This is a genomic window from Intrasporangium sp. (genome assembly GCF_051961875.1).
Classification (GTDB): domain Bacteria; phylum Actinomycetota; class Actinomycetes; order Actinomycetales; family Dermatophilaceae; genus Intrasporangium_A.
In genome coordinates this window covers 1-22538 of sequence record NZ_JBQCCV010000257.1, presented here as the reverse complement: position 1 = coordinate 22538, position 22538 = coordinate 1, and the positions used below count along the sequence as shown (strand labels likewise).

Annotated in this window: 21 protein-coding genes and 1 pseudogene; 11 read left to right on the top strand and 11 right to left on the bottom strand. The window is 71.9% G+C overall.

All coding sequences use genetic code 11. The features are described 5' to 3' along the window. The 6 genes and pseudogenes from ACTHJJ_RS15675 to ACTHJJ_RS15650 all read right to left on the bottom strand — a co-directional run. A pseudogene (locus ACTHJJ_RS15675) lies at nucleotides 1–1181 on the bottom strand (hypothetical protein); the annotation flags it as partial. Then, nucleotides 1178–1978, bottom strand: coding sequence for a PP2C family protein-serine/threonine phosphatase (locus tag ACTHJJ_RS15670; protein ID WP_440303876.1), 801 nt, complete (start codon nucleotides 1976–1978; stop codon nucleotides 1178–1180). The gene ACTHJJ_RS15670 and the pseudogene ACTHJJ_RS15675, both read right to left, overlap by 4 nt. After that, the gene (locus ACTHJJ_RS15665) at nucleotides 1975–2478 is read right to left on the bottom strand and encodes a hypothetical protein (protein ID WP_440303875.1); all 504 of its coding nucleotides are present in this window, start codon (nucleotides 2476–2478) and stop codon (nucleotides 1975–1977) included. Before ACTHJJ_RS15665 ends, ACTHJJ_RS15670 begins: the two co-directional genes overlap by 4 nt. Before the next feature lie 88 nt (nucleotides 2479–2566). Continuing rightward, nucleotides 2567–4087, bottom strand: coding sequence for a WXG100 family type VII secretion target (locus ACTHJJ_RS15660; protein WP_440303874.1), 1521 nt, complete (start codon nucleotides 4085–4087; stop codon nucleotides 2567–2569). Then, the gene (locus ACTHJJ_RS15655; RefSeq protein WP_440303873.1) at nucleotides 4084–4668 is read right to left on the bottom strand and encodes a hypothetical protein; all 585 of its coding nucleotides are present in this window, start codon (nucleotides 4666–4668) and stop codon (nucleotides 4084–4086) included. Before ACTHJJ_RS15655 ends, ACTHJJ_RS15660 begins: the two co-directional genes overlap by 4 nt. A 113-nt stretch (nucleotides 4669–4781) precedes the next feature. Further along, nucleotides 4782–6254, bottom strand: a complete 1473-nt coding sequence (locus ACTHJJ_RS15650; RefSeq protein WP_440303872.1) for a CCA tRNA nucleotidyltransferase — start codon at nucleotides 6252–6254, stop codon at nucleotides 4782–4784. A 134-nt stretch (nucleotides 6255–6388) separates the two neighbouring features. On the opposite strand from ACTHJJ_RS15650, the gene ACTHJJ_RS15645 reads away from it, so the two are divergent. The 9 genes from ACTHJJ_RS15645 (at nucleotide 6389) to ACTHJJ_RS15605 (ending at nucleotide 16410) form a co-directional block, all read left to right on the top strand. Further along, the gene (locus ACTHJJ_RS15645; RefSeq protein ID WP_440303871.1) at nucleotides 6389–7225 is read left to right on the top strand and encodes an SDR family oxidoreductase; all 837 of its coding nucleotides are present in this window, start codon (nucleotides 6389–6391) and stop codon (nucleotides 7223–7225) included. Between the two features lie 156 nt (nucleotides 7226–7381). Beyond that, on the top strand, nucleotides 7382–7867 hold the full coding sequence (locus ACTHJJ_RS15640) for an NUDIX hydrolase (RefSeq protein WP_440303870.1): 486 nt from the start codon (nucleotides 7382–7384) through the stop codon (nucleotides 7865–7867). Next, entirely contained in the window at nucleotides 7864–10281 is a 2418-nt protein-coding gene (locus tag ACTHJJ_RS15635) for a DUF6049 family protein (protein ID WP_440303869.1), read from the top strand. The genes ACTHJJ_RS15640 and ACTHJJ_RS15635 overlap by 4 nt, the downstream gene beginning before the upstream one ends. Before the next feature lie 18 nt (nucleotides 10282–10299). Beyond that, complete coding sequence (locus ACTHJJ_RS15630) at nucleotides 10300–12114, top strand: hypothetical protein (protein WP_440303868.1); 1815 nt, start codon at nucleotides 10300–10302, stop codon at nucleotides 12112–12114. 2 nt (nucleotides 12115–12116) lie between these two features. Next, nucleotides 12117–12662: an RNA polymerase sigma factor SigM gene (gene sigM / locus ACTHJJ_RS15625; protein WP_440303867.1), complete on the top strand. Its 546-nt coding sequence runs from the start codon at nucleotides 12117–12119 to the stop codon at nucleotides 12660–12662. A 92-nt stretch (nucleotides 12663–12754) separates the two neighbouring features. Beyond that, nucleotides 12755–13483 (top strand): hypothetical protein, encoded by a 729-nt coding sequence (locus ACTHJJ_RS15620; RefSeq protein ID WP_440303866.1) that lies wholly within the window; start codon nucleotides 12755–12757, stop codon nucleotides 13481–13483. A 128-nt stretch (nucleotides 13484–13611) separates the two neighbouring features. Beyond that, complete coding sequence (gene trxB / locus ACTHJJ_RS15615; protein ID WP_440303865.1) at nucleotides 13612–14661, top strand: thioredoxin-disulfide reductase; 1050 nt, start codon at nucleotides 13612–13614, stop codon at nucleotides 14659–14661. Nucleotides 14662–14732: 71 nt separating this feature from the next. Continuing rightward, a complete protein-coding gene (gene trxA / locus ACTHJJ_RS15610; protein WP_440303864.1) occupies nucleotides 14733–15056 on the top strand; it encodes a thioredoxin in 324 nt (107 codons plus the stop codon). A 136-nt stretch (nucleotides 15057–15192) separates the two neighbouring features. Next, a complete protein-coding gene (locus tag ACTHJJ_RS15605) occupies nucleotides 15193–16410 on the top strand; it encodes an N-acetylmuramoyl-L-alanine amidase (protein WP_440303863.1) in 1218 nt (405 codons plus the stop codon). Here ACTHJJ_RS15605 and ACTHJJ_RS15600 read toward each other — a convergent pair whose 3' ends face one another. Then, nucleotides 16411–17097 carry a GNAT family N-acetyltransferase gene (locus ACTHJJ_RS15600; protein ID WP_440303862.1) on the bottom strand — a complete coding sequence of 229 codons (687 nt, stop codon included), beginning with the start codon at nucleotides 17095–17097 and terminating at the stop codon, nucleotides 16411–16413. 76 nt (nucleotides 17098–17173) lie between these two features. On the opposite strand from ACTHJJ_RS15600, the gene ACTHJJ_RS15595 reads away from it, so the two are divergent. Further along, a complete protein-coding gene (locus tag ACTHJJ_RS15595; protein ID WP_440303861.1) occupies nucleotides 17174–18193 on the top strand; it encodes a glutathione S-transferase family protein in 1020 nt (339 codons plus the stop codon). Between the two features lie 93 nt (nucleotides 18194–18286). On the opposite strand, the gene ACTHJJ_RS15590 is transcribed toward ACTHJJ_RS15595, so the two are convergent. Continuing rightward, nucleotides 18287–19126: an alpha/beta fold hydrolase gene (locus ACTHJJ_RS15590; RefSeq protein WP_440303860.1), complete on the bottom strand. Its 840-nt coding sequence runs from the start codon at nucleotides 19124–19126 to the stop codon at nucleotides 18287–18289. A 37-nt stretch (nucleotides 19127–19163) separates the two neighbouring features. After that, the gene (locus ACTHJJ_RS15585; protein ID WP_440303859.1) at nucleotides 19164–20093 is read right to left on the bottom strand and encodes a metallophosphoesterase family protein; all 930 of its coding nucleotides are present in this window, start codon (nucleotides 20091–20093) and stop codon (nucleotides 19164–19166) included. Nucleotides 20094–20132: 39 nt separating this feature from the next. On the opposite strand from ACTHJJ_RS15585, the gene ACTHJJ_RS15580 reads away from it, so the two are divergent. Then, the gene (locus ACTHJJ_RS15580) at nucleotides 20133–20549 is read left to right on the top strand and encodes a nitroreductase family deazaflavin-dependent oxidoreductase (RefSeq protein ID WP_440303858.1); all 417 of its coding nucleotides are present in this window, start codon (nucleotides 20133–20135) and stop codon (nucleotides 20547–20549) included. Here ACTHJJ_RS15580 and ACTHJJ_RS15575 read toward each other — a convergent pair. Both ACTHJJ_RS15575 and ACTHJJ_RS15570 read right to left on the bottom strand, forming a co-directional pair. Next, nucleotides 20534–21394, bottom strand: a complete 861-nt coding sequence (locus ACTHJJ_RS15575) for an Fpg/Nei family DNA glycosylase (protein ID WP_440303857.1) — start codon at nucleotides 21392–21394, stop codon at nucleotides 20534–20536. The genes ACTHJJ_RS15580 and ACTHJJ_RS15575 overlap by 16 nt on opposite strands. 3 nt (nucleotides 21395–21397) lie before the next feature. Continuing rightward, entirely contained in the window at nucleotides 21398–22501 is a 1104-nt protein-coding gene (locus ACTHJJ_RS15570; RefSeq protein WP_440303856.1) for a ParB/RepB/Spo0J family partition protein, read from the bottom strand. Nucleotides 22502–22538: the final 37 nt, after the last annotated feature.

Genomic DNA, 22538 nt, shown 5'->3' with positions numbered 1-22538 from the left:
GGTGGCGCGCTCGGGGTGGCCGGGGACGCGGGCCCGGTCGGCGGCTCGGGTGCGGCGGGCGCCGGCTCCGGGGCCGCAGCCTCGGGCTCGTCGTCCGGCTCGTCCGGCTCGGCCCCGGCGAGCAGCCGGCGGTGCTCCTCGGCGGTCACTGTGCCACCGAAGAGGTAGTCGTACGACGGGCCCGCCGGTGCCTCTTCCTCGGCGTGCTCCTCGGGCCTCGGCCGGGCAGCCCACGTCGAGTGGACGTCCCGGCGTGGGCTGCTTTGCGGCCTCTCGTCCTCGTATGCCGCCGCGCTGGCTCCCGAGGATCCGTTCCCTGTGGGCACACCTCGCTGGAGCGGGCCAGGGATCTCGGTCGAGGGGGCCGTCCCGCCCGGAGCAGGGGTCGGAGGCTGTGCGTGAGTCGGGGACTGCATTTGGCGGGCGGCGACCGGCCTGCCGGATCCCCACGGCCGAAGCGCGGGCGCGGGCTGCTGAGGTGGCTGCGGGGGTCGCAACTGGGGGCTCGGCTCCGGCGGGGAGGGCCACTCGGACGGCGACTTCGTCACGGTTCGGCGCCAGCCCTCGTCCCAGCGCCTCGTGGGTGCGCTGGGTTCGTCCGTCGCGGTCCCAGTGAGGGTCGGGGCGGTCTGCGAGGGACGGACCTCCGGGGCCTCCGGAGCCGGGCTGGTGACTGCTCGAGCACTCTCTTCTGCCCGCTCCACAGGTTCTGCCCGAAACACGGGTTCCGGCCGCTCCACGGGTTCTGGCCGCTCGACAGGATCAGGCCGCTCGACCGGCACGTCGTGCCCGACCGACGGAAGCTCGGTGTCGTCGAGGACGCGGAGGTCCACGCTCTCCGGGTGCTCGTCCAGCTCGACGTCGGTCCAGACGCGCGGGCTGGCGGGACGGACGTCTCTTTCGCTGCCGTCGGGCAGGATCACCCGAGCCGCGACCGGGCCGAAGGCGACGATCCGGGTCCGCGGCTCCCAATGGACCCCGACGAAGTGATGCGCCCGGCGCATCCCGCCCGTCGTCAGCACGTCGATGACGTCGTCGAGGTCACCGCCGTCGGCGGCATCGCTCGCCGTGAGGGTGCGGTCGTCCTCTTCGTCGAGCGCGATGAGCAGGTGCATGCCCGGACCGCCGATATGGGTCCACCCGTCGGGGGCCCGCTGCACGGTGACGGACGGCCCGCTCATCCCTGACTTCCTGCTCCCCTGTCGATCTGCTCTCGGGGGGTCGTGTCCTCGTCGAGGTCGGACTCCACCCCCGGCAGGGCCACGACGATAGCAGTGACGTTGTCGTGCGCACCGGCGTCCACGGCACGGCGGACGAGCTCGTCGGCAGCCTGCTGGACGTCGTCGATGCTCGTCAGGACTTGCTCGAGCTCGGCCGTCGACAGCTCGTTGGACAGGCCGTCCGAGCAGATCAGGAACCGCTCGCCCGCGTAGGGCGGGAAGACCCAGGTGTCGACCTGGCCCATCGGCTCGCGACCCAGGGTCCGGGTCACGATGTTGCGGCCGGGGTGGTGCCGGGCCTGCTCGGGGGTCAGCTCGCCCCGCCGGACCAGCTCCCAGACCTCGGAGTGGTCGACCGTGACCTGACGCAGCTCGCCGTCGAGGAGCCGATAGACCCGGGAGTCGCCGACATTGAAGACCGCCCAGTGCGGGGACGCGCCGACATGGACGACGGCGACCCCGGCCACCGTCGTGCCCATCCCCGTCTGCTCGGGGTGGTGCGCCGCCGAGGAGAGGATGCGCCCGTTGGCCTCCTCGACCTGAGCGATGACGTCACCCGGGTGGAGCACCGAGCGCTGGTCGAGCTCCAGGAGGGTGTCGGCGGCGATCGAGCTCGCGACCTCGCCGGCCGCGTGGCCACCCATCCCGTCGGCCACGACGAAGACCGCCCGGCCGGCCCGAGCCGCGTCCTCGTTGTGCGCGCGACCACCCACGTGCGAGGTGAGTCCGACGAGGAGCGCCGGCAGCGTCGCGTTCACGGGCGGTCCCCGTTATCGGGGCGCCACGGGCTCACTCTCGTCGTGAGGATGACCTCGCGGATCAGGTCGTAGTCCTGCTCCGCCGTCGGCCCGCCGACGGCACCGGTGAGCTGGACGAGCCACCGCGGCCCGGCACCGTCCTCGGGCTCCACGACATGGAAGAGGTTGGCCTGCAGGATCGTCTCCACATCCGCGTCGGGCCAGCTCGAGTCCAACCCGATGAACTCACGGTCACCGAGCTGGGCGGCATACGGCTCCGATGCGTGGCCCGCCCGGGACTGCGCCAACTCGCGCATCCGGGCCATGGGCGCCTCGACGCCCATCCCGGGTGTGCACGCCTCGATGTTGACGACGACGTTCGGGGCGAATGCGCCCTCGCGCGGCAGCTTCGTCGCGAGGAGCAGGCCCGGGCGGTGGACGGGAACCCAGGCGTCCGGGACGTCAAGGCTGACCGTCGGCGGGCCCGGGAACTGCGCGCTCGGATGGGTCAGGGTCGTCATGGTGTCCTTTCGCCTCGCGTCGGCACGGTCAGGCCGGACCGCAGTCTTTCACTCGCCACTGGGCGCCTTTGCGGTTGGCGTCCTCGGGTCACCAGCCGAAGACGTTCTTCAGGCCGTGCCCGAGGACGTCACCGGTGCTCGTGACACCGTGCACGAACCCGCCGCCGAGCTTCGAGACGTCATTGATGACCTGCTTCGGCTCGATGTCGACGGCGAACTTCACGCCGCCGCCGACACCGATGGCCACGCCCACGTCCACGTCGGCCTTGATGTGGTTGAGGTTGGCCTGGATGTCGATCTTGGCGTGGCCGCCGACTCCGGCGTAGACCTCGCCGCCGACCTTGCCCGTCACGCCGGAGACGCCGAACTCGCCGTCCGCACCGGCCTTGGCGCCGGCGAAGGCGTCGACGCCGGCCTGGGCCTTGACTCCCTCGAGGCCGATGCCGACGGAGCCGTTGGCCGACGCCTCGGCCCCGGCCATGGCGTGGCCGGCGACCTTGGCGTGGAGCGGGCCGAGGTTCGCGCCGCCCTCGGCCGAGACCTTCGCCCCGACCATCGCCTGGGCGTTGCCGCCGACGCTGAGGCCGTCCTTGCCGATGGAGGCCGATCCGGTCGCGCTCGCCTCGGCGCCGATCGCGGCGTCCGCCTTGCCGTTCAGTCCCAGTGCGCCGAACCTCGTCGAGCCGTCGGCGTGCGCCTTGAGGGCGTAGGCGCCGGCACCGGCCGTGGCGGCCGCGACGAGGTTGCCGTCCTTGATGCTGACGTCCCAGCTGCCGTTCGTCTCGGTCCCCCAGGCCTTGACGTTCGCGTGGTCACCCCCGATCGTGTGCCCGTAGTGCTCGCTGCCCAGGCCGTCGATGTCGCCGGACGCGATCTTGACGCTGACGTTCTTGCCCCAGTCCGGGCTCTTTCGCCCGTCCTCCCACTCGTTCTCGCCCCACGCGTGCGAGTGGGTGCTCCTCATGCCCCACTCGGTCTCGTTGAAGCGGCCGAAGAGCGTCGAGTCACGCCGACTCGTCGTGCTCGAGTGCTCGCCGTTCGCGTCGACGTGACCGCGGGTGGTCGCCACCTCGCGCGACTCGTAGAGGTTCGGGTTGTCTGCGCCGTTGCCGTTGTGGCGGAACTCGGTCGTGCGGGTGGTGGTCCGCCCGCCTTCGCCGTCGATCTGCCCCGACGTGCGCTCCGTGTCGTAGCGGGAGTACGGCCCGTACTGGGTGCGGGTGTGGGTGCCACCGTCGGAGTCCCGGTTGGTCCGCGACCAGGGACGGTTGCCGCTGAAGGCGTTCCCGCCCGCGGGCGCGTAGGTCGTCCGGCCAGCCAGCGCGGTCGACCGCTCGTCGCTCGTCCGGCGCTGCTCGGTGACGTTGCGGTCAAGGGCTCGCGCCATGTCATCGAGGCGCCCGCCGAGGTGCGCGAGCGCCGGGGCCGAGGTGGAGCGGTACTCCTGCATGAGCCGCTCGAGGTTGCCGCCGCCCCAGTTCGCCCCCAGCCGGTCCATGGCCCGCGCCACGGTGTCGCGGACAAAGTCGACCTTGTGCTTCGCCCCCCGGATGCGCCCCGCCGCGCGGTGCAGCGCCTCGGGGTCCATCCCCTTCTTGTATGTCGTCACGGCGCGCTCCGCTCGTTGCCCGAGCCATCATGGGTGGCGTCGCCGGATCGGCCGTCGGGGCGGGGGGGCTGGGTCTCGGGCTCAGTGTCGACGGAGCCGGTCCAAGGGGCGACGCGGAGGGTGCGCAGGATGTCCCGGACGAGGGCGTAGTCCTGCTCGGCGTGGGCCGCGCCAACCGTGCCCGTCACATGGACGAGGTCGGCCGCGCCCGCCTCCGACCGCGGGACCAGGCCGAAGAGATGCAGCTGGACGACGGTCCCAGCCTGGTCGTCGATGAACGAGAGGGGGCGCCCGACGAAGTCGATGCCGGAGATGATCGCCTCGTACGGCTCGCCCACCTCACCCCCGCGCCGCTCCGCCGCGGTGCCCTCGAGCAGGTCGAGGACGGCCATGATGTCGAACCCCGGCTCCTGAGGCTCGCTCGTGACGACGATGTTGGGGTTGAAGACGTCGCTCGGCTCCGGCCGGATCGCGGCAAGAACGGCCCCCGGGACGGAGAGCGGCTCCCACCCGTCTGGAAGCTCGAGCCGCGCCCGCGGTCCACCCGGGAACTGGACGCTCGGGTACGTGAGCCGTGCCATCGTGCCCCCTGAAACCTCGTGTACCGTCTGTCGTTGCGAGCAGCGTACGGGCGAGCCGCGGCGGGGGCGATGGGGAGAACTCCCCACCCGTCATACCGCCTGATGGCGCGGGATCAGGCCTGGCGCTCGGCCCACCAGGCGAGCAGCCGCTCGCGGGCGGCGTCCTTGCCGATCGGTCCCTCGTCGAGGCGGACCGACAGCAGGTACTTGTAGGCCTCGCCGAGCACCGGTCCGGGCTTGATCCCGAGAGCCTCGGCGATCTCGTTGCCGTCGAGCTCGGGCCGGACCTTCGACAGCTCCTCCTCGGCGGCGAGCTGGTCGATCCGGGCCTCGAGGTCGTCGTAGGCGGCCGAGAGCCGCTCGGCCTTGCGGATGTTCCGTGTCGTCGAGTCGGAACGCGTCAGCCGGTGCAGCCGCGGGAGCAGTGGCCCGGCGTCCGTGACGTAGCGCCGCACCGCCGAGTCGGTCCACTGCCCGCCGCCATAACCGTGGAAGCGAAGGTGCAGCTCGACGAGGCGAGCCACGGCCTTGACCGTCTCCTTGTCGTAGCGCATCGCCTTGAGCCGTTTCGCGGTGAGCTTCGCGCCGACGACCTCGTGGTGGTGGAACGACACGCCACCGCCGGGCTCGAACCGGCGCGTGGCCGGCTTGCCGATGTCGTGCAGCAGGGCCGCGAGCCGCAGCACGAGGTCGGGCCCGGGCACCGACTCGGGCGGCCCGTCCGGCGGTCCCTCGAGGGCGATCGCCTGCTCCAGCACCGTGAGCGAGTGCTGGTAGACGTCCTTGTGCCGGTGGTGCTCGTCGACCTCGAGACGCAGCGCGGGCAGCTCCGGGAGGAAGACGTCGGCGAGTCCGGTGTCGACGAGCAGGGTGAGACCCGCGCGCGGTCCGGGCGCCAGGAGGAGCTTGCTGAACTCGTCACGGATCCGCTCAGCGGAGATCATCTCGAGGGTCGCGGCCTGTTCCTTCATCGCCCGGCGGACCTCGGGCGCGACCGTGAAGCCGAGCTGCGCCGCGAAACGTGCCGCCCGCATCATCCGCAGCGGGTCGTCGGCGAACGACTCCTCGGGAGCGGCCGGTGTCCGGAGGCGCCGCGCAGCGAGGTCCTCCAGGCCGTCGTGGACGTCGACGAACTCGAGCGAGGGCAGCTGGATCGCCATCGCGTTGACCGTGAAGTCGCGGCGCACCAGGTCGCCCTCGATGGAGTCGCCGAACATCACCTCGGGCTTGCGCGAGGTCCGGTCGTAGGTGTCGGCGCGGTACGTGGTGATCTCGAGCATCCGGGCGCCCTTGCGGAGCCCGATCGTGCCGAACTCGCGCCCGATGTCCCAGTGCGCGTCGGCCCAGCCCTTGACCGCCGCGAGAATCTCGTCGGGGCGGGCGTCCGTCGTGAAGTCGAGGTCCGGGGAGGTCCGCCCGAGGAACGCGTCGCGCACCGGTCCCCCGACCAGCGCCAGCTCGTGCCCTGCCGCGGCGAACCGGTCCCCCAGCTCGGTGAGCATCGGCAGCACGGGCGCGAGCCGGGCGACGGCGCCCTTGAGCAGCGCGACCTGGGCGGGTGGGGCGGACGAGGGGTGGTCAGGCACGCCCCCAGCCTAGGTGAGCGGCATACCCCCGTATGGCGCGGAGCCCGCCCCGGACGGACGGCCCGGTGGCGCATGCTGCCGTCCCGTGCGGGTACGCGTGAGCAACCACCCCGACGGCACATCGAGGAGAAGCGATGCCCGAAGAGCCTGCCCAGAATCCCCCCGCCACCGAGGAGGCGATGCGGAACAAGCCCGACCATGGCGAGGAGAGCTACCGCGGATCCGGACGGCTCGAGGGGAAGGTGGCTGTGATCACCGGTGCCGACAGTGGCATCGGCAAGGCCGTGGCGATCGCGTACGCGCGCGAAGGCGCCGACGTGCTGATCTCCTACTTGAGCGAGGACGCCGACGCCGAGGACACCAGGAAGTGGGTCGAGGACGCCGGCCGCAAGGCGGTCCTGGTCCGCGGTGACCTCGCCGATCCGCAGCAGTGCCGCGCGGTGGTCGAGCGGGCGGTGCAGGAGTGGGGTCGCATCGACATCCTCGTGAGCAACGCCGCGTTCCAGATGACCCACGAGTCGGTCGAGGAGATCCCCGACGAGGAGTGGGACCACACGCTCGCCACGAACCTCAGCGCGTTCTTCCACCTCGTGAAGGCGGCCGTGCCGCATATGCGCCCCGGGTCGTCCATCATCGGCTCGTCGTCGGTCAACTCGGACACCCCGAGCCCGACGCTGATGCCCTACGCGGCGACGAAGGCGGCTATCGCCAACATGACCGCCAGCCTGGCGCAGCTGTTGGGCCCCAAAGGCATCCGTGCCAACAGCGTCGCGCCCGGCCCGATCTGGACACCGCTCATCCCGTCGACGATGCCGAGCGAGAAGGTCGAGAGCTTCGGGAAGGACACGCCCCTGGGACGGCCGGGTCAGCCCGCCGAGCTCGCCCCGGTGTACGTCCTGCTCGGCTCGGACGAGGCGAGCTACGTCTCCGGCGCACGGGTCGCCGTGACCGGGGGCCGCCCTATCCTCTGACCCGGCTCCACTGACCCCACACCCGCCGCCAGCGGGAGGCCAGGTGCCGTCACGCCCGGTGGGCGACATACCGGTGTATTGCGCTCAGCACGCGCCGCGCGGACGTGCTGGGCCGCGCTGGCGGCGGCTCATGGGAGGGCTGGCTAGGGTGGCGATGTGATCGCCCTCCCGCAGCCGGTGCCGACCCCGGGCAGACGTCTGCCCGCGGTCGAGGAACGGTCGGCGGGCGGGATCGCGGTGCGGATCTGCGAGGGGCTGGCGTTCGTCCCGATCATCGCTCGTCGCAACCGGGCCGGCCGGGTCGAATGGTGCCTGCCCAAGGGGCACGTCGAGCCCGGCGAGACCCTCGTCGAGACGGCGGTGCGTGAGGTGGCCGAGGAGACCGGCATCGAGGCACGCGTGCTCATCGAGCTCGGGACGATCGACTACTGGTTCGCGACGGCGACGAAACGGGTCCACAAGTTCGTGCACCACTACCTGCTCGAGGCGATCGGGGGCGAGCTCACCGTCGAGAACGACCCGGACCGCGAGGCGATCGACGCGGCGTGGACCCGCCTCGACGAGGTGCACCGACGCCTCACCTTCCCCAACGAGCGACGGATCGCACAGGCGGCCTGGCATCGCCTGGCGGGCGACGCGTGAACCTGTGGCGGCGGGTCCTCGCCGGACTCGGAGCCGCACTCCTGCTCCTGCTCGCGACGATCGGCGGAACCGCGAGCGCCGGGCCCGCCAACGAGGGCCATGCGCGAATCGGCAGCGTCGACCCCGGCATCGCACCGGCCCGCGACCGGGCCCTCATCACCCTCACCGACGTCAGCCCGGTTGTCGTCGCGCCCGGGACGACGGTGACGATCAAGGGCGTCGTCACGGCACCCAGCGTCGGCGCGCTGCTCGGCACCTCCCTCAACGTCGTCCGGGGCACGGCTGACCTCGACCGCCAGGGGGCCGTGGCGGGGTGGGCCGCCCAGAAGGGTCCCGCGCGCGGCACCGTCGTCGCCACGGTCAAGCTCCCGACGGTGGATGCCGGGCAGAGCGCGTCGTTCAGCATCGACGTCCCAGCGAGCCGGGTCGCGTCGAGCGAAGCGTTCGCGGCCATCCCGATCTCCATCGAGGTGACGCCGCAGGCGGCGACCCAACCCGCGGGCGTGCTGCGGACCTTCCTCAGCTGGCAGGCGCGCAAGGAGTATGTGCCCCTCGAGATCGCGACGGTCCTGCCCGTGACGCTCGACCCCGACCCCGGGCTGTTCTCGAGCGACGAGAGCACGCGGGTCACCGCCTGGGAGTCGGCGATCGGGTCCGAGTCCCGCGTGCGGCGCCTCATCGAGGGGTCTGCCGGGCACCAGGTGACGCTGGCGGTGGACCCGTCCGTCTTCGGGCCGAGCGTGGCCGGTTCCGCGGGGCCGGCACCCGCGACCGGCTCGACCCCTGGCACGTCCCCACACACGACTGCGGGCTCGACCCCTGGCTCCACCCCGGGCTCGACGGAGCCGACCGAGAGCGCCACGAAGCAGGGCGAACCGGCCGGGACGGGCACGGCGACCCCGGGTGCGGCCGGGACGGGCACCTCCGGCGCGTCCGGGACACCCGCGCCCGACCCCGGATCGACCCAGCCTGCTCCCACGCCGCCCACCCCAGCGCCCGTCACCACCTCTCCCCCCGGCGTTCCGAGCATCGCCGGGCGGGCCGTCACCGAGCTCGGTGACCAGAACGTCGCGATGCTGCACGGTCGGCAGGTCTGGGCCCTCCCCTACGCGGACGCCGACCTCGCCGCGGCCGTCGAGGTGGACCCCACCAACGGCGTCATCCGTGACCTCGTGAACCGGTCCTCCGTCGTCGCGCGCCGGCTCGACCATCCGGTTCGCGCCGACGTCGTCCTGCCCGCAGACGGTCTGCTCCCTGACGGTCGTGAGGCGGGGCTGGCGGGGCTGCTGCAGGGCACCCGGCTCGGCAAGGCGGCCGGCATCGTCGTCAACAGTGACGCAATCACCAGCCCCACGCCATACACGCCCTCGGCGCGGCGGATCAGCGCGACGGGAACGCGGCTGCTCGGCTGGGACCCGACGCTCTCCGCACTGCTGCCGTCGGGCGCCGAGGTGGGCGTGGCGCCGCGCCAGCAGTTCCTCGCCGAGACGCTCGCCCTGCTCGGGGAACGGCCGGGGACCGAGCGGTCCCTGCTCGTCCTCGGCGCCCGGGGGTACAACCCCGACCCGGTGGCGCTCCGTGACCTCCTCACGGCGATCGACAGCGCGCCGTGGCTCACGCCGGTCCCGGCCGACTCCCTCCTCGCCGACTCAGGGGACGACATCGCGACGCGGGCGGGCACGCCCGCCAAGCCGGTGGCGGCGTCCGCACCGAAGCCCACCCTGACGATGACCCGTCTCGCCCGGATGGTCGAGGAGCGCGAGACGCTGCGTCGCGTCGCGACCGTGCTCCGGGACGGGGCGAGCTTCGAGGCGACCTACCGGGAGGTGCTCGACGAGCTCGCGAGCGCCCGGTGGCGCTGGGCTCCGGCGGGATGGACCGGCCTCGCCTCGTCGGTCTCGACGAGCGTGCGGGACGCCACGAGCGCGATCCAGGTCGTGCCCCGCAGCTTCAACTTCCTCGCCGAGCAGGGCACGCTCACCCTCACCGTCGAGAACGGCCTGGACTTCGCCATCGAGGACATCCGGCTCGTCCTCGCCCCGACCAACCCGCGGATGCAGGTCGTCCGCCAGCCACCGCCGATCCGGATCGGGGCCGAGTCGAAGACCAGCGTCAAGGTGACCGTGCGGGCGGTCGCGGCCGGGCAGGCCGACATCCGGGCCTTCCTCACGACCGCCGACGGCACCCCCATCGGGCAGCCGGCGATCATCCCGGTCGCCGCAAACCCTCTCGACTCGACGATCTACTGGGTCGGCGGGGTCATCACGGCCCTCATCCTCGTCCTCGGCGTCGCCCGGTCACTCCTCCGTGGGACCTCCCGGATAGCCGAGATCGACGACGCCCACACCCTCGAGATCGACACTCACCTCGACGCGCACGAGCAGGAGCACGGTCGGGAGGGCCGGTCCACTTAGGATGGACGCGACCCAGCCATGGAAAGGGGTGACGGGATCGTGCAGGGAGTCGGTCCGGGTTCGGTCCTCGCAGGTCGGTATGCCGTCACCTTGCGTACGTCCGAAGGTCCGCATCACGAGCGGTGGCGTGCCACCGACCAGACGCTCGAGCGCGACGTCGTCCTTGTGTGCTTCCCGAGCTCGGCGCCCGTCGCGCCGGCGGCCCTGGACGCCGCCCGACGCGCCGCCGGCCTGGAGGACCCGCGCCTCGTCCGGGTGCTCGACGTCGGGTCCGACCGCGACGTGTCCTTCATCGTCGAGGAGCCGCTGACCGGCTCCGCGGCGATGTCCTACCTGCTCCACGGCGGCGGGCTGCCCGCCGAGGAGGTGCGCCGTCTCGTCGGTGAGTCGGCGACCGCCCTGGAGAAGGCCCGGCACCGCGGCCTGCACCACCTCGCCCTCAGCCCCAACTCGATCCTGCGGATGCCGGACGGCGCCGTGAAGGTCCGCGGCCTGGCCACCGACGCCGCGCTCGCCGACACCGACACCGCCGAGGACGAGCTAGCCTCGCGCCTCGACGCGGTCGGGCTCGTCCGGCTCGCCTACGCGGGCCTCACCGCACGGTGGCCGGCGACGGCCCCCGAGGGCGCCCAGCCGGTCCACTACCCGGGTCTCGAGTCGGCGCCGACGATGGTCGGTGGCGTCGCGGCGCCCTCCGAGATCGCCGTCGGCGTGCCCGCCGACCTCGACCTCATCTGCCGGCTCACCCTGACTGACAACGCCGGCCCCCTCTCGCCCGGGGACCTCGCCAACCAGATCGCACCGTGGCCCCACGAGGCCCCGGTCAGCGACGGCGCGACCGCGATCGGGCTGCCCCGTAACGCTCTGGCGACCAGCGACCCGACCCGGGTCATCCCCGCCCTCTCCGCCGAGCCGGAGCACCGTGGAGCCAGCCACCTCGCCACGGCGGGAGCAGCTGCCGCCGGCGCTGCGAGCGTCTTCGGCGACAAGGTCGGCTCGTTCGCCCGTGCCGCTGCGGACAAGGCGTCTGCCCGGGCCGCCGAGCGCCGCGCGGCGCACCTCGAGGACTTCGACGGCGAGGACGTCGCCCTCACCGAGGCCCTCGAGGACGGCGGTGAACAGCGCCTCGAGCCCCCGGTCCCGATGCTCGGTCACTCGGTCCCCGAGGCGCCGTCGCGCACCCAGTCCCGGATCGCCCTCGCCATCGTCGGGGTGCTCGTCCTCGTCGCCCTCGTCATCGGCATCCAGAACGTCATGAAGATCGGGCAGCACGACGGCCCACGGGTGACTCCAGTCGCGACCACGCCGGCGGCGAAGCCCACCAGCCCGTCACCGACGCCGTCGACGTCCTCGGAGAGCCCGAGCCAGACCCCGTCGACCTCGAGCGAGTCGCCGACCGGGCCGATCTCGATCGCCGATGCCAGGAGCTTCGACCCGGAGGGCCACGAGAACCAGGGCGACGGCAAGGCCAAGCTCGCCTTCGACGGCGACCCGAGCACCAGCTGGGAGTCGCGCTGGTTCGGCAGCGACAACTACAACGGCACCCGCGGCGGCGTGGGCCTCATCCTCGACCTCAACGACAACGCGGTCATCAGGGAGGTCGAGCTGACCCTGCCCGCCGCCGAGGACGTCACCGTCTATGCGGCTGACACGGACAGCCTCGACGGGGCCCAGGAGATCGGCAAGGTCACGGACCAGTCCGGCACCATCACCCTCAAGGCGCCGGACGGCATGCAGCCGGCCTCCCGCGTCATCGTCTGGGTCACCAAGGCCGCACCGGCCGAAGCGCCGAACCACTACCGGGCCCAGGTCTCCGAAGTCGTGGTGCGTTGACGGTGGCGGCCCCGTCCGCTGCCGAACTCACCGAACTGACCGACCGAGAACTGCTGAGCCTGCACTGCGCCGGTGACGAGCGCGCCTTCGGTGAGCTGTTCCGGCGGCACCGGGACCGGATGTGGGCCGTCGCCCTGCGCACGACCCGCGACCCCGACCTCGCCGCCGATGCCGTCCAGGACGGCTTCATCTCGGCCTTCCGCCGGGCGGAGTCGTTCCGTGGTGACTCCGCGGTGACGACGTGGCTGCACCGCATCATCGTCAACGCCTTCCTCGACCGGCTCCGCCGGCAGCGCCCGACCAGCCAGCTGCCCGAGTACGAGCTCGCCGACCGGCACGACGACCACTCCAGCACGGAAGTGCGTCTCGACGTCGAGGAGGCACTCGCGCGCCTTCCGGAGGGCCAGCGCGCCGCACTCGTCCTCGTCGACATGCACGGAATGCCCGTCGCCGAGGCCGCAGAGATCCTCGGCGTGGCCGAGGGCACCATTAAGTCCCGCTGCCACCGGGGCCGTGCCACCCTCGCGGAGCTGCTCGGGCTCGATTGAGGAACCGCGGACGGGGCACCAACCGTCCAAGACCGAGTCGACCCCTGTCCGGGCCACGACCACCTGCCCAGCACCGTTCGAAAGGCACCCCCGTGGACCAGTCCGCGAACCCGCCCGATCCCACCGATCCGGACGCTGCCGGCACCCTGCCCCGCCCACTCGACCCCGCCGTCGAGGCCGAGGTCCGAACCCGGCTCGCCCGGCTCGGCGAGGTGGGGCCGATGCCCGCCGCGGTGACCGCGCGGATCGGCGGCGCGCTGGCCAATGAGGCCCGCCTCCGGGTCGCTCGCGGCCCCCTGGCCGGACAGGACCCCGACGCGGACGTCCTCGCACCCCTCATCCGGTCCCGCCAGCGCCCCAGGCCATGGCTCGCAGCCGCCGCGGTCGCAGCCGCCGCGGCCGTCGTCGCGGTCGGCGGATCGGCGCTGCACCTGCACAAGGACGCGAACCCGGCCGCCGCGATCGGCGGCGCCCCCACTGTGTCGATGCACATCCAGCTGAGCGAGACGGACTACGAGGCGACCACGTTCCCGGCGCAGGTGCGCACCACGATGTCGCACCCCCAGGGCGCGCTGCACGAGCTGCAGGCCGAGGCACCCGCGCTGGGACCGGTCGCCACCCCGACGGGACTGCAGTCGTGTCTCAAGGCTCTCGGGGAGTTTCCGCCTTACACGGTCCTGGCCGACCTCGCGACCTACGACGGTCACCCCGCCGCGATCGTCGCGGTGACCCGGAAGGGGAACACGACGGCGTATGCCGTCAAGCGCGGTTGCCAACCGGGGCACGCGCAGATCCTGCGCGACGCCACGCGGGTCCGCTGAGCCGGCCGACGCCGCGTCGCGGGCATCCGGAGGGTGGGAACAACGAGCCCCTAGGATCGGTTGAGCCGTACGAGCCCGTGGGTACGCCCCCCATCAGGGACTCGTCTCGTCACGCACCTGGGAGCACCATGTCCGACGTCCGCAACGTCATCATCATCGGATCCGGCCCGGCCGGCTACACCGCCGCCATCTACGCCGCGCGCGCCAGCCTGCATCCCGTGCTCATCGAGGGAGCGGTCACCGCGGGTGGCGCCCTGATGAACACCACGGAAGTCGAGAACTTCCCCGGCTTCCGCGACGGGATCATGGGCCCGGACCTCATGGACAACATGCGCGCGCAGGCCGAGCGGTTCGGCGCCGAGATCATCACCGACGACGTCGTCGACGTCTCGCTCGAGGACGACGTCAAGACGGTGACCACCGGCGAGGGCACCACGTATGCCGCTCGCTCCGTCATCCTCGCCATGGGCTCGGCCTACCGCGAGCTCGGGCTGCCCCGCGAGAAGGAGCTGTCCGGGCACGGCGTCTCGTGGTGCGCCACGTGTGACGGCTTCTTCTTCCGTGACCAGGACATCGCAGTCGTCGGCGGTGGCGACTCCGCCATCGAGGAGGCGACCTTCCTGACCAAGTTCGCCCGGTCCGTCACGATCGTCCACCGCCGCGACGAGCTGCGGGCGAGCAAGATCATGGCCGACCGCGCCCTGACCAACCCGAAGATCCACTTCGCCTGGAACAGCGAGGTCGCGGAGATCCACGGCGAGGGCAAGCTGAGCGGCCTGACGCTGCGCGACACCCGTACCGGCGAGACCCGGGAGCTGCCCGTCACCGGCCTCTTCGTGGCGATCGGGCACGAGCCGCGCAACGAGCTCGTCAAGGGCGTCGTCAACCTCGACGAGGCCGGCTACGTCCTCGTCGACGGCCGGACCACCCGTACCAACCTGCCCGGCGTCTTCGCCTGCGGCGACCTCGTCGACCACACCTACCGGCAGGCCATCACCGCCGCCGGGTCCGGCTGCGCCGCCGCCCTCGACGCAGAGCACTACCTGCAGGCGCTCGGTGACGACGCGTCCCACGGCGAGCCCCGCGCGGCGGCCGTCATCGCCACCGAGGTCGACGCCGAGCTCGCCGCAGAGCTCGACGAGCCCACCGAGGCGACCTCCGCCACCCCCAGCCTCTGACCCACGACCCTGCCCGCTGCCGACCGCACCCGGGCACCCCGCCGCGGCGAGCGGCATACGAAAGGAATGAGATGGCCCTCAAGGAGACGAACGACGCGGCCTTCGCCGACGACGTGCTCATGAACGACAAGCCCGTCCTGGTGGACTTCTGGGCGACGTGGTGCGGCCCGTGCCGCAAGGTCGCCCCGATCCTCGAGGAGATCGCGGCCCAGCACGGCGACAAGATCGACGTCATCAAGCTCGACACCGACGCGAACCCGGCCACGACCGCGCAGTACGGCGTCGTGTCGATCCCCACGATGAACGTCTACGTCAAGGGCCAGGTCGTCAAGACGATCGTCGGCGCGCACCCGAAGCCGAAGCTGCTGCGCGAGCTCGAGGACTACATCTCCTGAGCTTCAGGACGGATGAGGGGCGGGACCGCGGCGCGCGGGCCCGCCCCTTTCGGGTACTAGGCTGCACAGCGCGCCCTACCGGACCAACCCGCCGCCGGGGCGCGGCCTCGTGCGAGGCGCGGCGGAAGGAGTCCGGATGACGTCGCAACCCGTGGACGTGCTCCGACCAGGGGACCGCGGGCCCGCAGTCGCCGACGTGTGCGACCGACTGCTGCAGAGCGGGGACCTGCCCCCCTCCTTCGACCTCGACGACCGAGAGACCGTCGTCTACGACAAGGTCGTCGAACAGGCCGTGCGGGCCTTCCAGCAGCGCCGCGGGCTCATCGTCGACGGGGTCATCGGGCCCTCGACCTTCGCCGTGCTCGACGGTGCCCGCTGGCAGCTCGGTGACCGGGTGCTGCGCTATGTGCCGGACCGGCCCCTGGAGGGCGACGACGTGGGGCAGCTGCAGAAGCGGTTGCTCAGCCTCGGCTTCACGGTGGGCAAGATCGACGGGATCCACGGGGCCGAGACAGATGCCGCGGTGCGGGCCTTCCAGACCGGCGTCGGTCTCACGGCCGACGGGACCGTGGGCCCGGAGACGATGCGGGCCTTCGAGGGGCTCCGACGCAGCATCCGGGGCGGGTCGGCGACCGCGCTGCGCGAACGTGAGGAGCTGCGCCAGGGCGGGCCGAACCTCGCCGGCCGGACCATCCTGATCGACCCGGGCCACGGCGGCGCCGACTGTGGGGTGGTCGCGGAGGATGGGCTGACCGAGGCCGGGATCGCCCTCGCCATCGCCACCCGGATCGAGGGCCGCCTGTCGGCGCACGGGGCCAACGCCGTGTTCACCCACACGGGACGGACGGATGCCGGGACCGAGGAGGAGCGGGCCTCCTTCGCAAACTCATGCGGTGCCGACCTCGTCCTGTCTCTCCACAGCGACCACTCGACCGGGATGGCCGGGCACGGGGCCGCGACCTTCTTCTACGGCCACTCCGACGAGGGCGGCTGGTCGACCATCGGCGAGCGCTTCGCGGACCTCGTGCTGCGCGAGGTGGTCGCGCGTACGGGCCTCACCGACTGCCGGTCTCACGCCCGGACGTGGCCGCTGCTGCGGCGGACCCGGATGCCGGCCGTGCGGCTCGACTTCGGCTACCTGTCCCATCCGGACGACGCGGCGCTGCTGGCGCAGCCGGCCACCCTCGACCGGATCGCCGAGGGGATCGTCGTGGCGCTGCAGCGGATGTACCTCGGTGACGCGGACACCGGTCACACCGGCGTGCTCCGGCTCACCGACCTGCGGCGCCATCTCGAGGCGATGCGGGCCGAGAAGGCCTCCGACACCTCCGGCCCATCCGCCGCCGAAGGCTGATCAGCGGCCGTCGCGGACCCGCGCGCGAGTTGCCCCGTCCGGGTGCGGCGTCTCCGGCACCGGATGCACCTTGGGCACCCGGGCGAGCGCCCTCGAGAGCATCTCCGCAGCCTCGTCCCGCAGCGTGAGGGCGTTGCGCAGGTCGAGCCGGAGGCGCGGGTAGGTCGGGTGCTCCCGCTCGATCCGGAAGCCGGCCCCCTCGAGCGCGGCCGCCTCGGGAATGCAGGGGTGGTGTCCGAGCGCCAGGGGGCGCGCACCGATCGCATCGAGGGAACGGGACTTGTGCCGCAGCGCGTCCTTCGCGGCCGCCTGGAGGAGGGCCTTCGGCAGCCCCCGACCACGGGACGCGCTCGTGGCCGCGGCCGTGACGAGCATGAGGGTCGACGGGTCGGACGGTCCCGCCGCGAAGGCCGCCAGCCGGGGCACGTGCCTCGCCGGAGCGATGATGACGTGCCCGACAGGTGCCCCCTCGACGTAGACGATCCGGCCGGGTGGTCCCCAGTCGTCGGTCACGTCACGGACCCAGTCGGCGAGCAACGTCAACGGGTCGGGGTCGGGCCGGTGACCGTTGTGCGGCACGGTCTGCCAGTAGGTGCACGGCGCGCACGTGCCGAGCAGGTCCTTGACGCGGTCGGGGGTGAGGACGCGGACCTCGCGCTTCGTCACCCGTGCGACCGGCCCGTCCATGTCCCTATTGTGCCCACGTGCGCAAGGGCGCGCCCCCGGGAGGGGCTGAGCGGCATACCGTGCCTATGGTGGGGGAATGAGCGAGCAGGGCACCTACGTCGAGAAGTCCTACAACCGCGACACCCGCTACCTCACCGACCGCATCACGCGCGACGGTCGTGACGGATGGCCGGTCGAGGCCGAGCGCTACCGGCTCGTGGTCTCCCGCGCCTGTCCGTGGGCGAACCGCGCGATCATCGTGCGGCGGCTGCTGGGGCTCGAGGATGCGCTATCCATGGGCATCTGCGGGCCGACGCACGACAAGCGCAGCTGGACCTTCGACCTGGACCCGGGCGGCGTCGACCCGGTCCTCGGGATCCCGCGCCTGCAGGACGCCTACTTCAAGCGTGACCCGGAGTACCCCCGGGGCATCACGGTGCCGGCCATCGTCGACATTCCCACCGGCGCCGTCGTGACGAACGACTTCAAGCAGATCACCGTGGATCTCGAGACGGAGTGGTCCGACTTCCACCGGGACGGTGCGCCGGACCTCTACCCGGAGGCGCTCCGCGACGAGATCGAGGCGGTCGCCGAGCCGATCTACCGGGACATCAACAACGGCGTCTACAAGTGCGGGTTCGCCGGGTCACAGGAGTCCTACGACGAAAGCTACCGGCGCCTGTTCGAGCGGCTCGACGAGGTGTCGGACCGGCTGCGGACCCGTCGCTACCTCGTGGGCGACCACGTCACCGAGGCGGACGTGCGGCTCTTCACGACGCTGGTCCGGTTCGACCCGGTCTACCACGGCCACTTCAAGTGCAACCGGAGCAAGCTGTCCGAGATGCCGGTGCTGTGGGCCTATGCCCGGGACCTCTTCCAGACGCCGGGCTTCGGCGACACGATCGACTTCACCCACATCAAGCGGCACTACTACTGCGTCCACCGGGACGTGAACCCGACGGGGATCGTCCCGCTCGGTCCCGGCCTGTCGAACTGGGCGGAGCCGCACGGCCGTGAGGTGCTCGGAGGGTCGCCGTTCGGCGACGGCACGCCGCCGGGGCCCGTCCGTGAACCCGTGGACCCCGAGCACAACCCGGTGCTCTCCGCTGTCCGATGAGGCCGTATGCCGCTGAGTTTGCTTGCGGTCCAAGGAAACTCAGCGGCGGGCCCCGATCTGCGCGAGGGTCGGGTGGCTCTCCAGTCGGCGCCGTCAGCCTCGGTAGAAGTCGGCGAGGACGGTGGCGAGAGTCTGGGCGGGAACCTCGTGGAACCCGCCCTCGAGCTCGACATGCTCGCCGTTCGGCAGGGCGTGGGCGAGCGCTGCCGGTGCATCGTGCAGCCACGGCGCCTGGGTGCCGCTGCTCGCGACGGCGAGGAATGGCGTGGTGACGGCCGCGAGCCGGTCGACGGGCAGTGACTGGTCGTCTCCACCCAGGCAGAACCCGTCGTAGCGGACGGTGGGGGCGAGGGCCAGCAGGGCGTCCCACATCGGGGTGCCGATCATCGGTGCCAGGGCTTCCTCCGGCATGCCCACGACCTGCGTGTTGAAGTAGCGAACGATGCCCTCGAGGTCGCCGGCATCCTCGAAACGCTCGAGGGTCTCGATGTACTCCGGCGGGGCCGGCGGGGAGCTCTCCGTGTGGTAGGGCACCTCGAGGGCCGAAGCCCGGGCGATCGGCAGGCCGGCGCCGATGGCCTCGAGGACGAGGGCGCCGCCGGAGGAGATCCCGTGGAGGTAGGCCTGCGACGCGGGTCCGGAGTCGGGTGCGCCCGCGACGGCGTCGAGGACGGCTCGCAGGTCCTCGATCTCGCGCTGCACGGCATACGGCTTCGTGTCGGTGCTGTCGCCTCGACCCCTCCGGTCGTAGGTCACTCCCGTGAAGGACCGCTCAGCGAGGGCCTGGGCGAGCTCGCGGAAGGAGCCGCGGTCGCAGAAGGCTCCGCCGACGATGACGACGGCCGGACCAGTGCCGTACGCCTCGTAGGCGATCGTCGTGCCGTCCGCCGAGGTCGCGGTCTCGACCGGTGCGCTCGTGGTGTCTGTGCTCATCGATGCTCCTTCATGGTGGCTCGTGGGGGGTTCGCTCTCACGTCGATCGGGCTGGGTCGTTTTCGACAGCGGTTTGGGAATGCTTTCGTGAGAAGGCCGCTCGCTGTTCGACGGGGGGCACCATTTCCATGTAGGCCGCCACGCGGTCGCTCAGGGCCGGCCAGGTCTCGTGCTCCGCGACGGGAACCACGGTGCCGACGACCTGGCCCTCGTGGACCTCGATGAGGTTCCAGGACTGGGGCCCGTCGATGGCCATGAGCCGTGCGCGGGGCACGCCGATGTCGTCGACGTAGCTGACCCCTCCCGCGACGAAGACCGGTGTGGTGCCGAGGGTGCCGAAGCTCGTCACATGGAGGTGTCCGCTGAGGATGGCACGGACGTCCGACTGCGAGATGACATCGCGCAGCCGCTCGGGCTCGCGGAAGTCGAGCAGCTGCATCCATGGCGACCGGTAGACGATCGGCGGGTGGTGCATGACGAGGATGGTGCCGTGGGGCGCTGACTCGGCGAGTTCCCTTGCCAGCCAGTCGAACTGGTCCTGCGACAGTCCCCCGTCGTGGTGGCCCGGGATCGCCGTGTCGAGCGTGATGATCCGTAGGCCCCGGACGGTCGTCACCCGGTCCTGCGGTTCGTCGGTGTCCCTGCCGAACAGCTCTCGCGCGAGGGGGCGGCGTTCGTCGTGGTTGCCGCCCGACCAGACGATCGCCGCGCCGAGACGCTCGGCGACCGGCTCGACGATCTCGCGGAGCAGCCGGTATGCCGCTGGGTCGGCGATGTCGGTCAGGTCTCCCGAGAGGACGAGCGCGTCGACCGGCTCACCAGTGGACTCGACCCGTCGCAGCGCGGCTCGCAACTGGGCCTCGGTGTCGATCCTGCCGTGCAGGCGGGAGCCGTCGGCGAGCAGGTGCATGTCGGAGAGGTGGGCGATCACATGCGTCGGCGTGCGGCTCGACTCCTCGAGGACCATTCGACGAGGGTAGCGTCGTCGGCGAGAGGAGGCCCGAGCATGCCGATCCCAACCATCGTCACCCGCTTCAACAAGCTTGTCCTCAACCGGGGCACCCGTCGTCTCGCGGGGCTGGGGCCGTTCGTCGAGATCGAGCACGTGGGGCGCCGCACCGGCCGAGTGTTCCGCACCGTGATCTTCGCCTTCCGTCGGGCGGACCACGTCACCATCGCGCTGACCTACGGGCCCGACGTGGACTGGCTCAAGAACGTGCGGGCCGCGGGCCGCTGCCGGATGCACCTGGGTAGCCGGTTGCTCACCCTCGGGCCTCCCAAGCCACTTCGTCCTGAGGAGGGCCTGGCCCGGATGCCGCACGGGCCACGCGAGCTGTTGCCGGTCCTGGGCGTTCGTGACTTCGTCGAGCTGCCCGTACGTGCGGACGAGCCGTTCCGCGGCTGGCCTCAGCCCCGGGTCTGACAGCCCGGGCACCAGTAGAGGGTTCGACCCGCCACCTGCTCGCTGCGCAGCGTCGTGCCGCACCGATCGCACGGCTCCCCGGCGCGCTTGTACGTGGAGAAGCGCCGCTCGAAGAAGTCGCCGAGCCGCTCCCCGGTCAGTGAGGCCGTGATCGGCTCGGCGGTGCCGTCAGCGATCATCCGCTCCGCCTCGATGATCTGGTCCTCCATAGTGAGGATCTGCCCGAAGACGACGCCCACGTGAAGCAGCCGAACCAGGTCGTCCCAGATCTCCCACCAGAGGTTCTCGGTGATCGTCGAACCCGGCGTGAACGGGTCGATCCGGTGCCGATGCAACACCTCGCAGCGGTAGACGTTCCCGATGCCGGCCACCACAGCCTGATCCATGAGGAGGGCGCCGATGCCGCGCCGCGTGCGACGCAGCCTCCGCAGCGCGAGCTCGGGGTCCACCTTGGGATCGAGCGGGTCCGGGCCGAGCGCCAACCGGATCGAGTCCCGCGCTTCTTCGTCGATGAGCGCGCACACCATGGGCCCGCGCAGGTCGGCGAAGTGCTGTTCACCGACAAGCCGCAGACGCACGGCGCCCACCGGCTCCGGTGGCGCGTCCCCCTCGAACGGCATCACGGGGAACGTGCCGATCAGGCCCAGGTGGACATGCAGGATACGGTCGTCGATGTCGACGAAGAGGTGCTTGCCGTCGGCTGTGGCTGCCTCGAGGACGCGCCCGTCCAGGAGCGCGGCATCGGCCGCGAACCGGCCCTGCGGGCTGGTCACACCGACCGGTCGGTCACCGAAGGCGCGGGCGAGACGATCTGCGAGCCCGTGGATCGTGTGACCCTCCGGCATCCGTCAGGCCACTTCCTCGATCCCCATGAGCGCGAGGATCCGGCGGAGGTCCTCCACCGATGCGAACTCGACGGTGACCTTCCCCTTGCGCTGCCCGAGGCTGATGCCCACCCGGGTGTCGAGCCGGTCCGCCAGCGCGGCGGAGAAGTCCTCGAGCTGCGGGTGGCGGTTGCCCGCACGGGGACGACGCGGCTTCGCCGGCGTATCGGCGTCACCGAGCGCAACGATCTCCTCGACGGTGCGAACTGACAGGCCCTCGGCGACGATCCGCTGCGCCATGCGCTCCATCGCTCCCCCATCGGTCATCCCGAGCCGGGCACGCGCGTGGCCTGCCGAGAGGACGCCGGCGGCGACACGCCGCTGCACGAGCGGCGGCAGCTTGAGCAGGCGAAGGGTGTTCGAGATCTGCGGACGCGAGCGGCCGATTCGCGTTGCGAGCTCCTCCTGCGTGCAGCCGAAGTCGTCCAGGAGCTGCTGGTAGGCCGCCGCTTCCTCGAGGGCGTTGAGCTGGCTGCGGTGAAGGTTCTCCAGCAGCGCATCGCGCAGCAGGTCGTCGTCCTTCGTGTCCTTGATGATGGCCGGGATCAGCTCGAACCCGGCCTCCTTCGAGGCCCGCCAGCGGCGCTCACCCATGTTGAGCTCGAACTCGATGCCCTCCTCGGCACCGTCGGCGGCCGCGGTCACGCGACGGACGACGATCGGCTGCAGGATGCCGATCTCCTTGATGGAGTGGACCAGCTCGGCGAGCTGGTCCTCGTCGAACACGGTGCGCGGCTGCTTCGGGTTGGGGCGGATCGCGGTGACCGGGATCTCGGCGAACTCGGCACCGGGCACCGGAGCGAGGTCGGTTCCAGGAGCCGCGCCGTCAGGCTGCACGGAGGACTCGGCCTGCTCGATCACGGCGGCGGTGGCATCGAGCGCTGCTTCCCGTGTCACATCTCCGTCGGGGACAGCGGTCGCAGTCGCCTCGCCACTCGTGGCCGGGACCGCGCCGGTGCCACGCTGGTCCGGGAAGAAGACGTCGATGGGACGGCCTGCCCCCGTGGAAGGCCCGCTCGGGATCAGGGCTCCGAGTCCTCGTCCGAGCGCCCGCCGCTTCTCCGCCATTCCAACTCCTCTGATGCTTACGCGCGCCTCTCGCGCC

Bases quoted from the DNA above. Each gene is read 5' to 3' on its own strand.
- ACTHJJ_RS15665 (WP_440303875.1), bottom strand. From the start codon at position 2,478: ATGACGACCCTGACCCATCCGAGCGCGCAGTTCCCGGGCCCGCCGACG.
- ACTHJJ_RS15655 (WP_440303873.1), bottom strand. From the start codon at position 4,668: ATGGCACGGCTCACGTACCCGAGCGTCCAGTTCCCGGGTGGACCGCGG.
- ACTHJJ_RS15645 (WP_440303871.1), top strand. From the start codon at position 6,389: ATGCCCGAAGAGCCTGCCCAGAATCCCCCCGCCACCGAGGAGGCGATG.
- ACTHJJ_RS15630 (WP_440303868.1), top strand. From the start codon at position 10,300: ATGGAAAGGGGTGACGGGATCGTGCAGGGAGTCGGTCCGGGTTCGGTC.
- trxB (WP_440303865.1), top strand. From the start codon at position 13,612: ATGTCCGACGTCCGCAACGTCATCATCATCGGATCCGGCCCGGCCGGC.
- trxA (WP_440303864.1), top strand. From the start codon at position 14,733: ATGGCCCTCAAGGAGACGAACGACGCGGCCTTCGCCGACGACGTGCTC.
- ACTHJJ_RS15605 (WP_440303863.1), top strand. From the start codon at position 15,193: ATGACGTCGCAACCCGTGGACGTGCTCCGACCAGGGGACCGCGGGCCC.
- ACTHJJ_RS15600 (WP_440303862.1), bottom strand. From the start codon at position 17,097: ATGGACGGGCCGGTCGCACGGGTGACGAAGCGCGAGGTCCGCGTCCTC.
- ACTHJJ_RS15595 (WP_440303861.1), top strand. From the start codon at position 17,174: ATGAGCGAGCAGGGCACCTACGTCGAGAAGTCCTACAACCGCGACACC.
- ACTHJJ_RS15590 (WP_440303860.1), bottom strand. From the start codon at position 19,126: ATGAGCACAGACACCACGAGCGCACCGGTCGAGACCGCGACCTCGGCG.
- ACTHJJ_RS15585 (WP_440303859.1), bottom strand. From the start codon at position 20,093: ATGGTCCTCGAGGAGTCGAGCCGCACGCCGACGCATGTGATCGCCCAC.
- ACTHJJ_RS15580 (WP_440303858.1), top strand. From the start codon at position 20,133: ATGCCGATCCCAACCATCGTCACCCGCTTCAACAAGCTTGTCCTCAAC.
- ACTHJJ_RS15575 (WP_440303857.1), bottom strand. From the start codon at position 21,394: ATGCCGGAGGGTCACACGATCCACGGGCTCGCAGATCGTCTCGCCCGC.
- ACTHJJ_RS15570 (WP_440303856.1), bottom strand. From the start codon at position 22,501: ATGGCGGAGAAGCGGCGGGCGCTCGGACGAGGACTCGGAGCCCTGATC.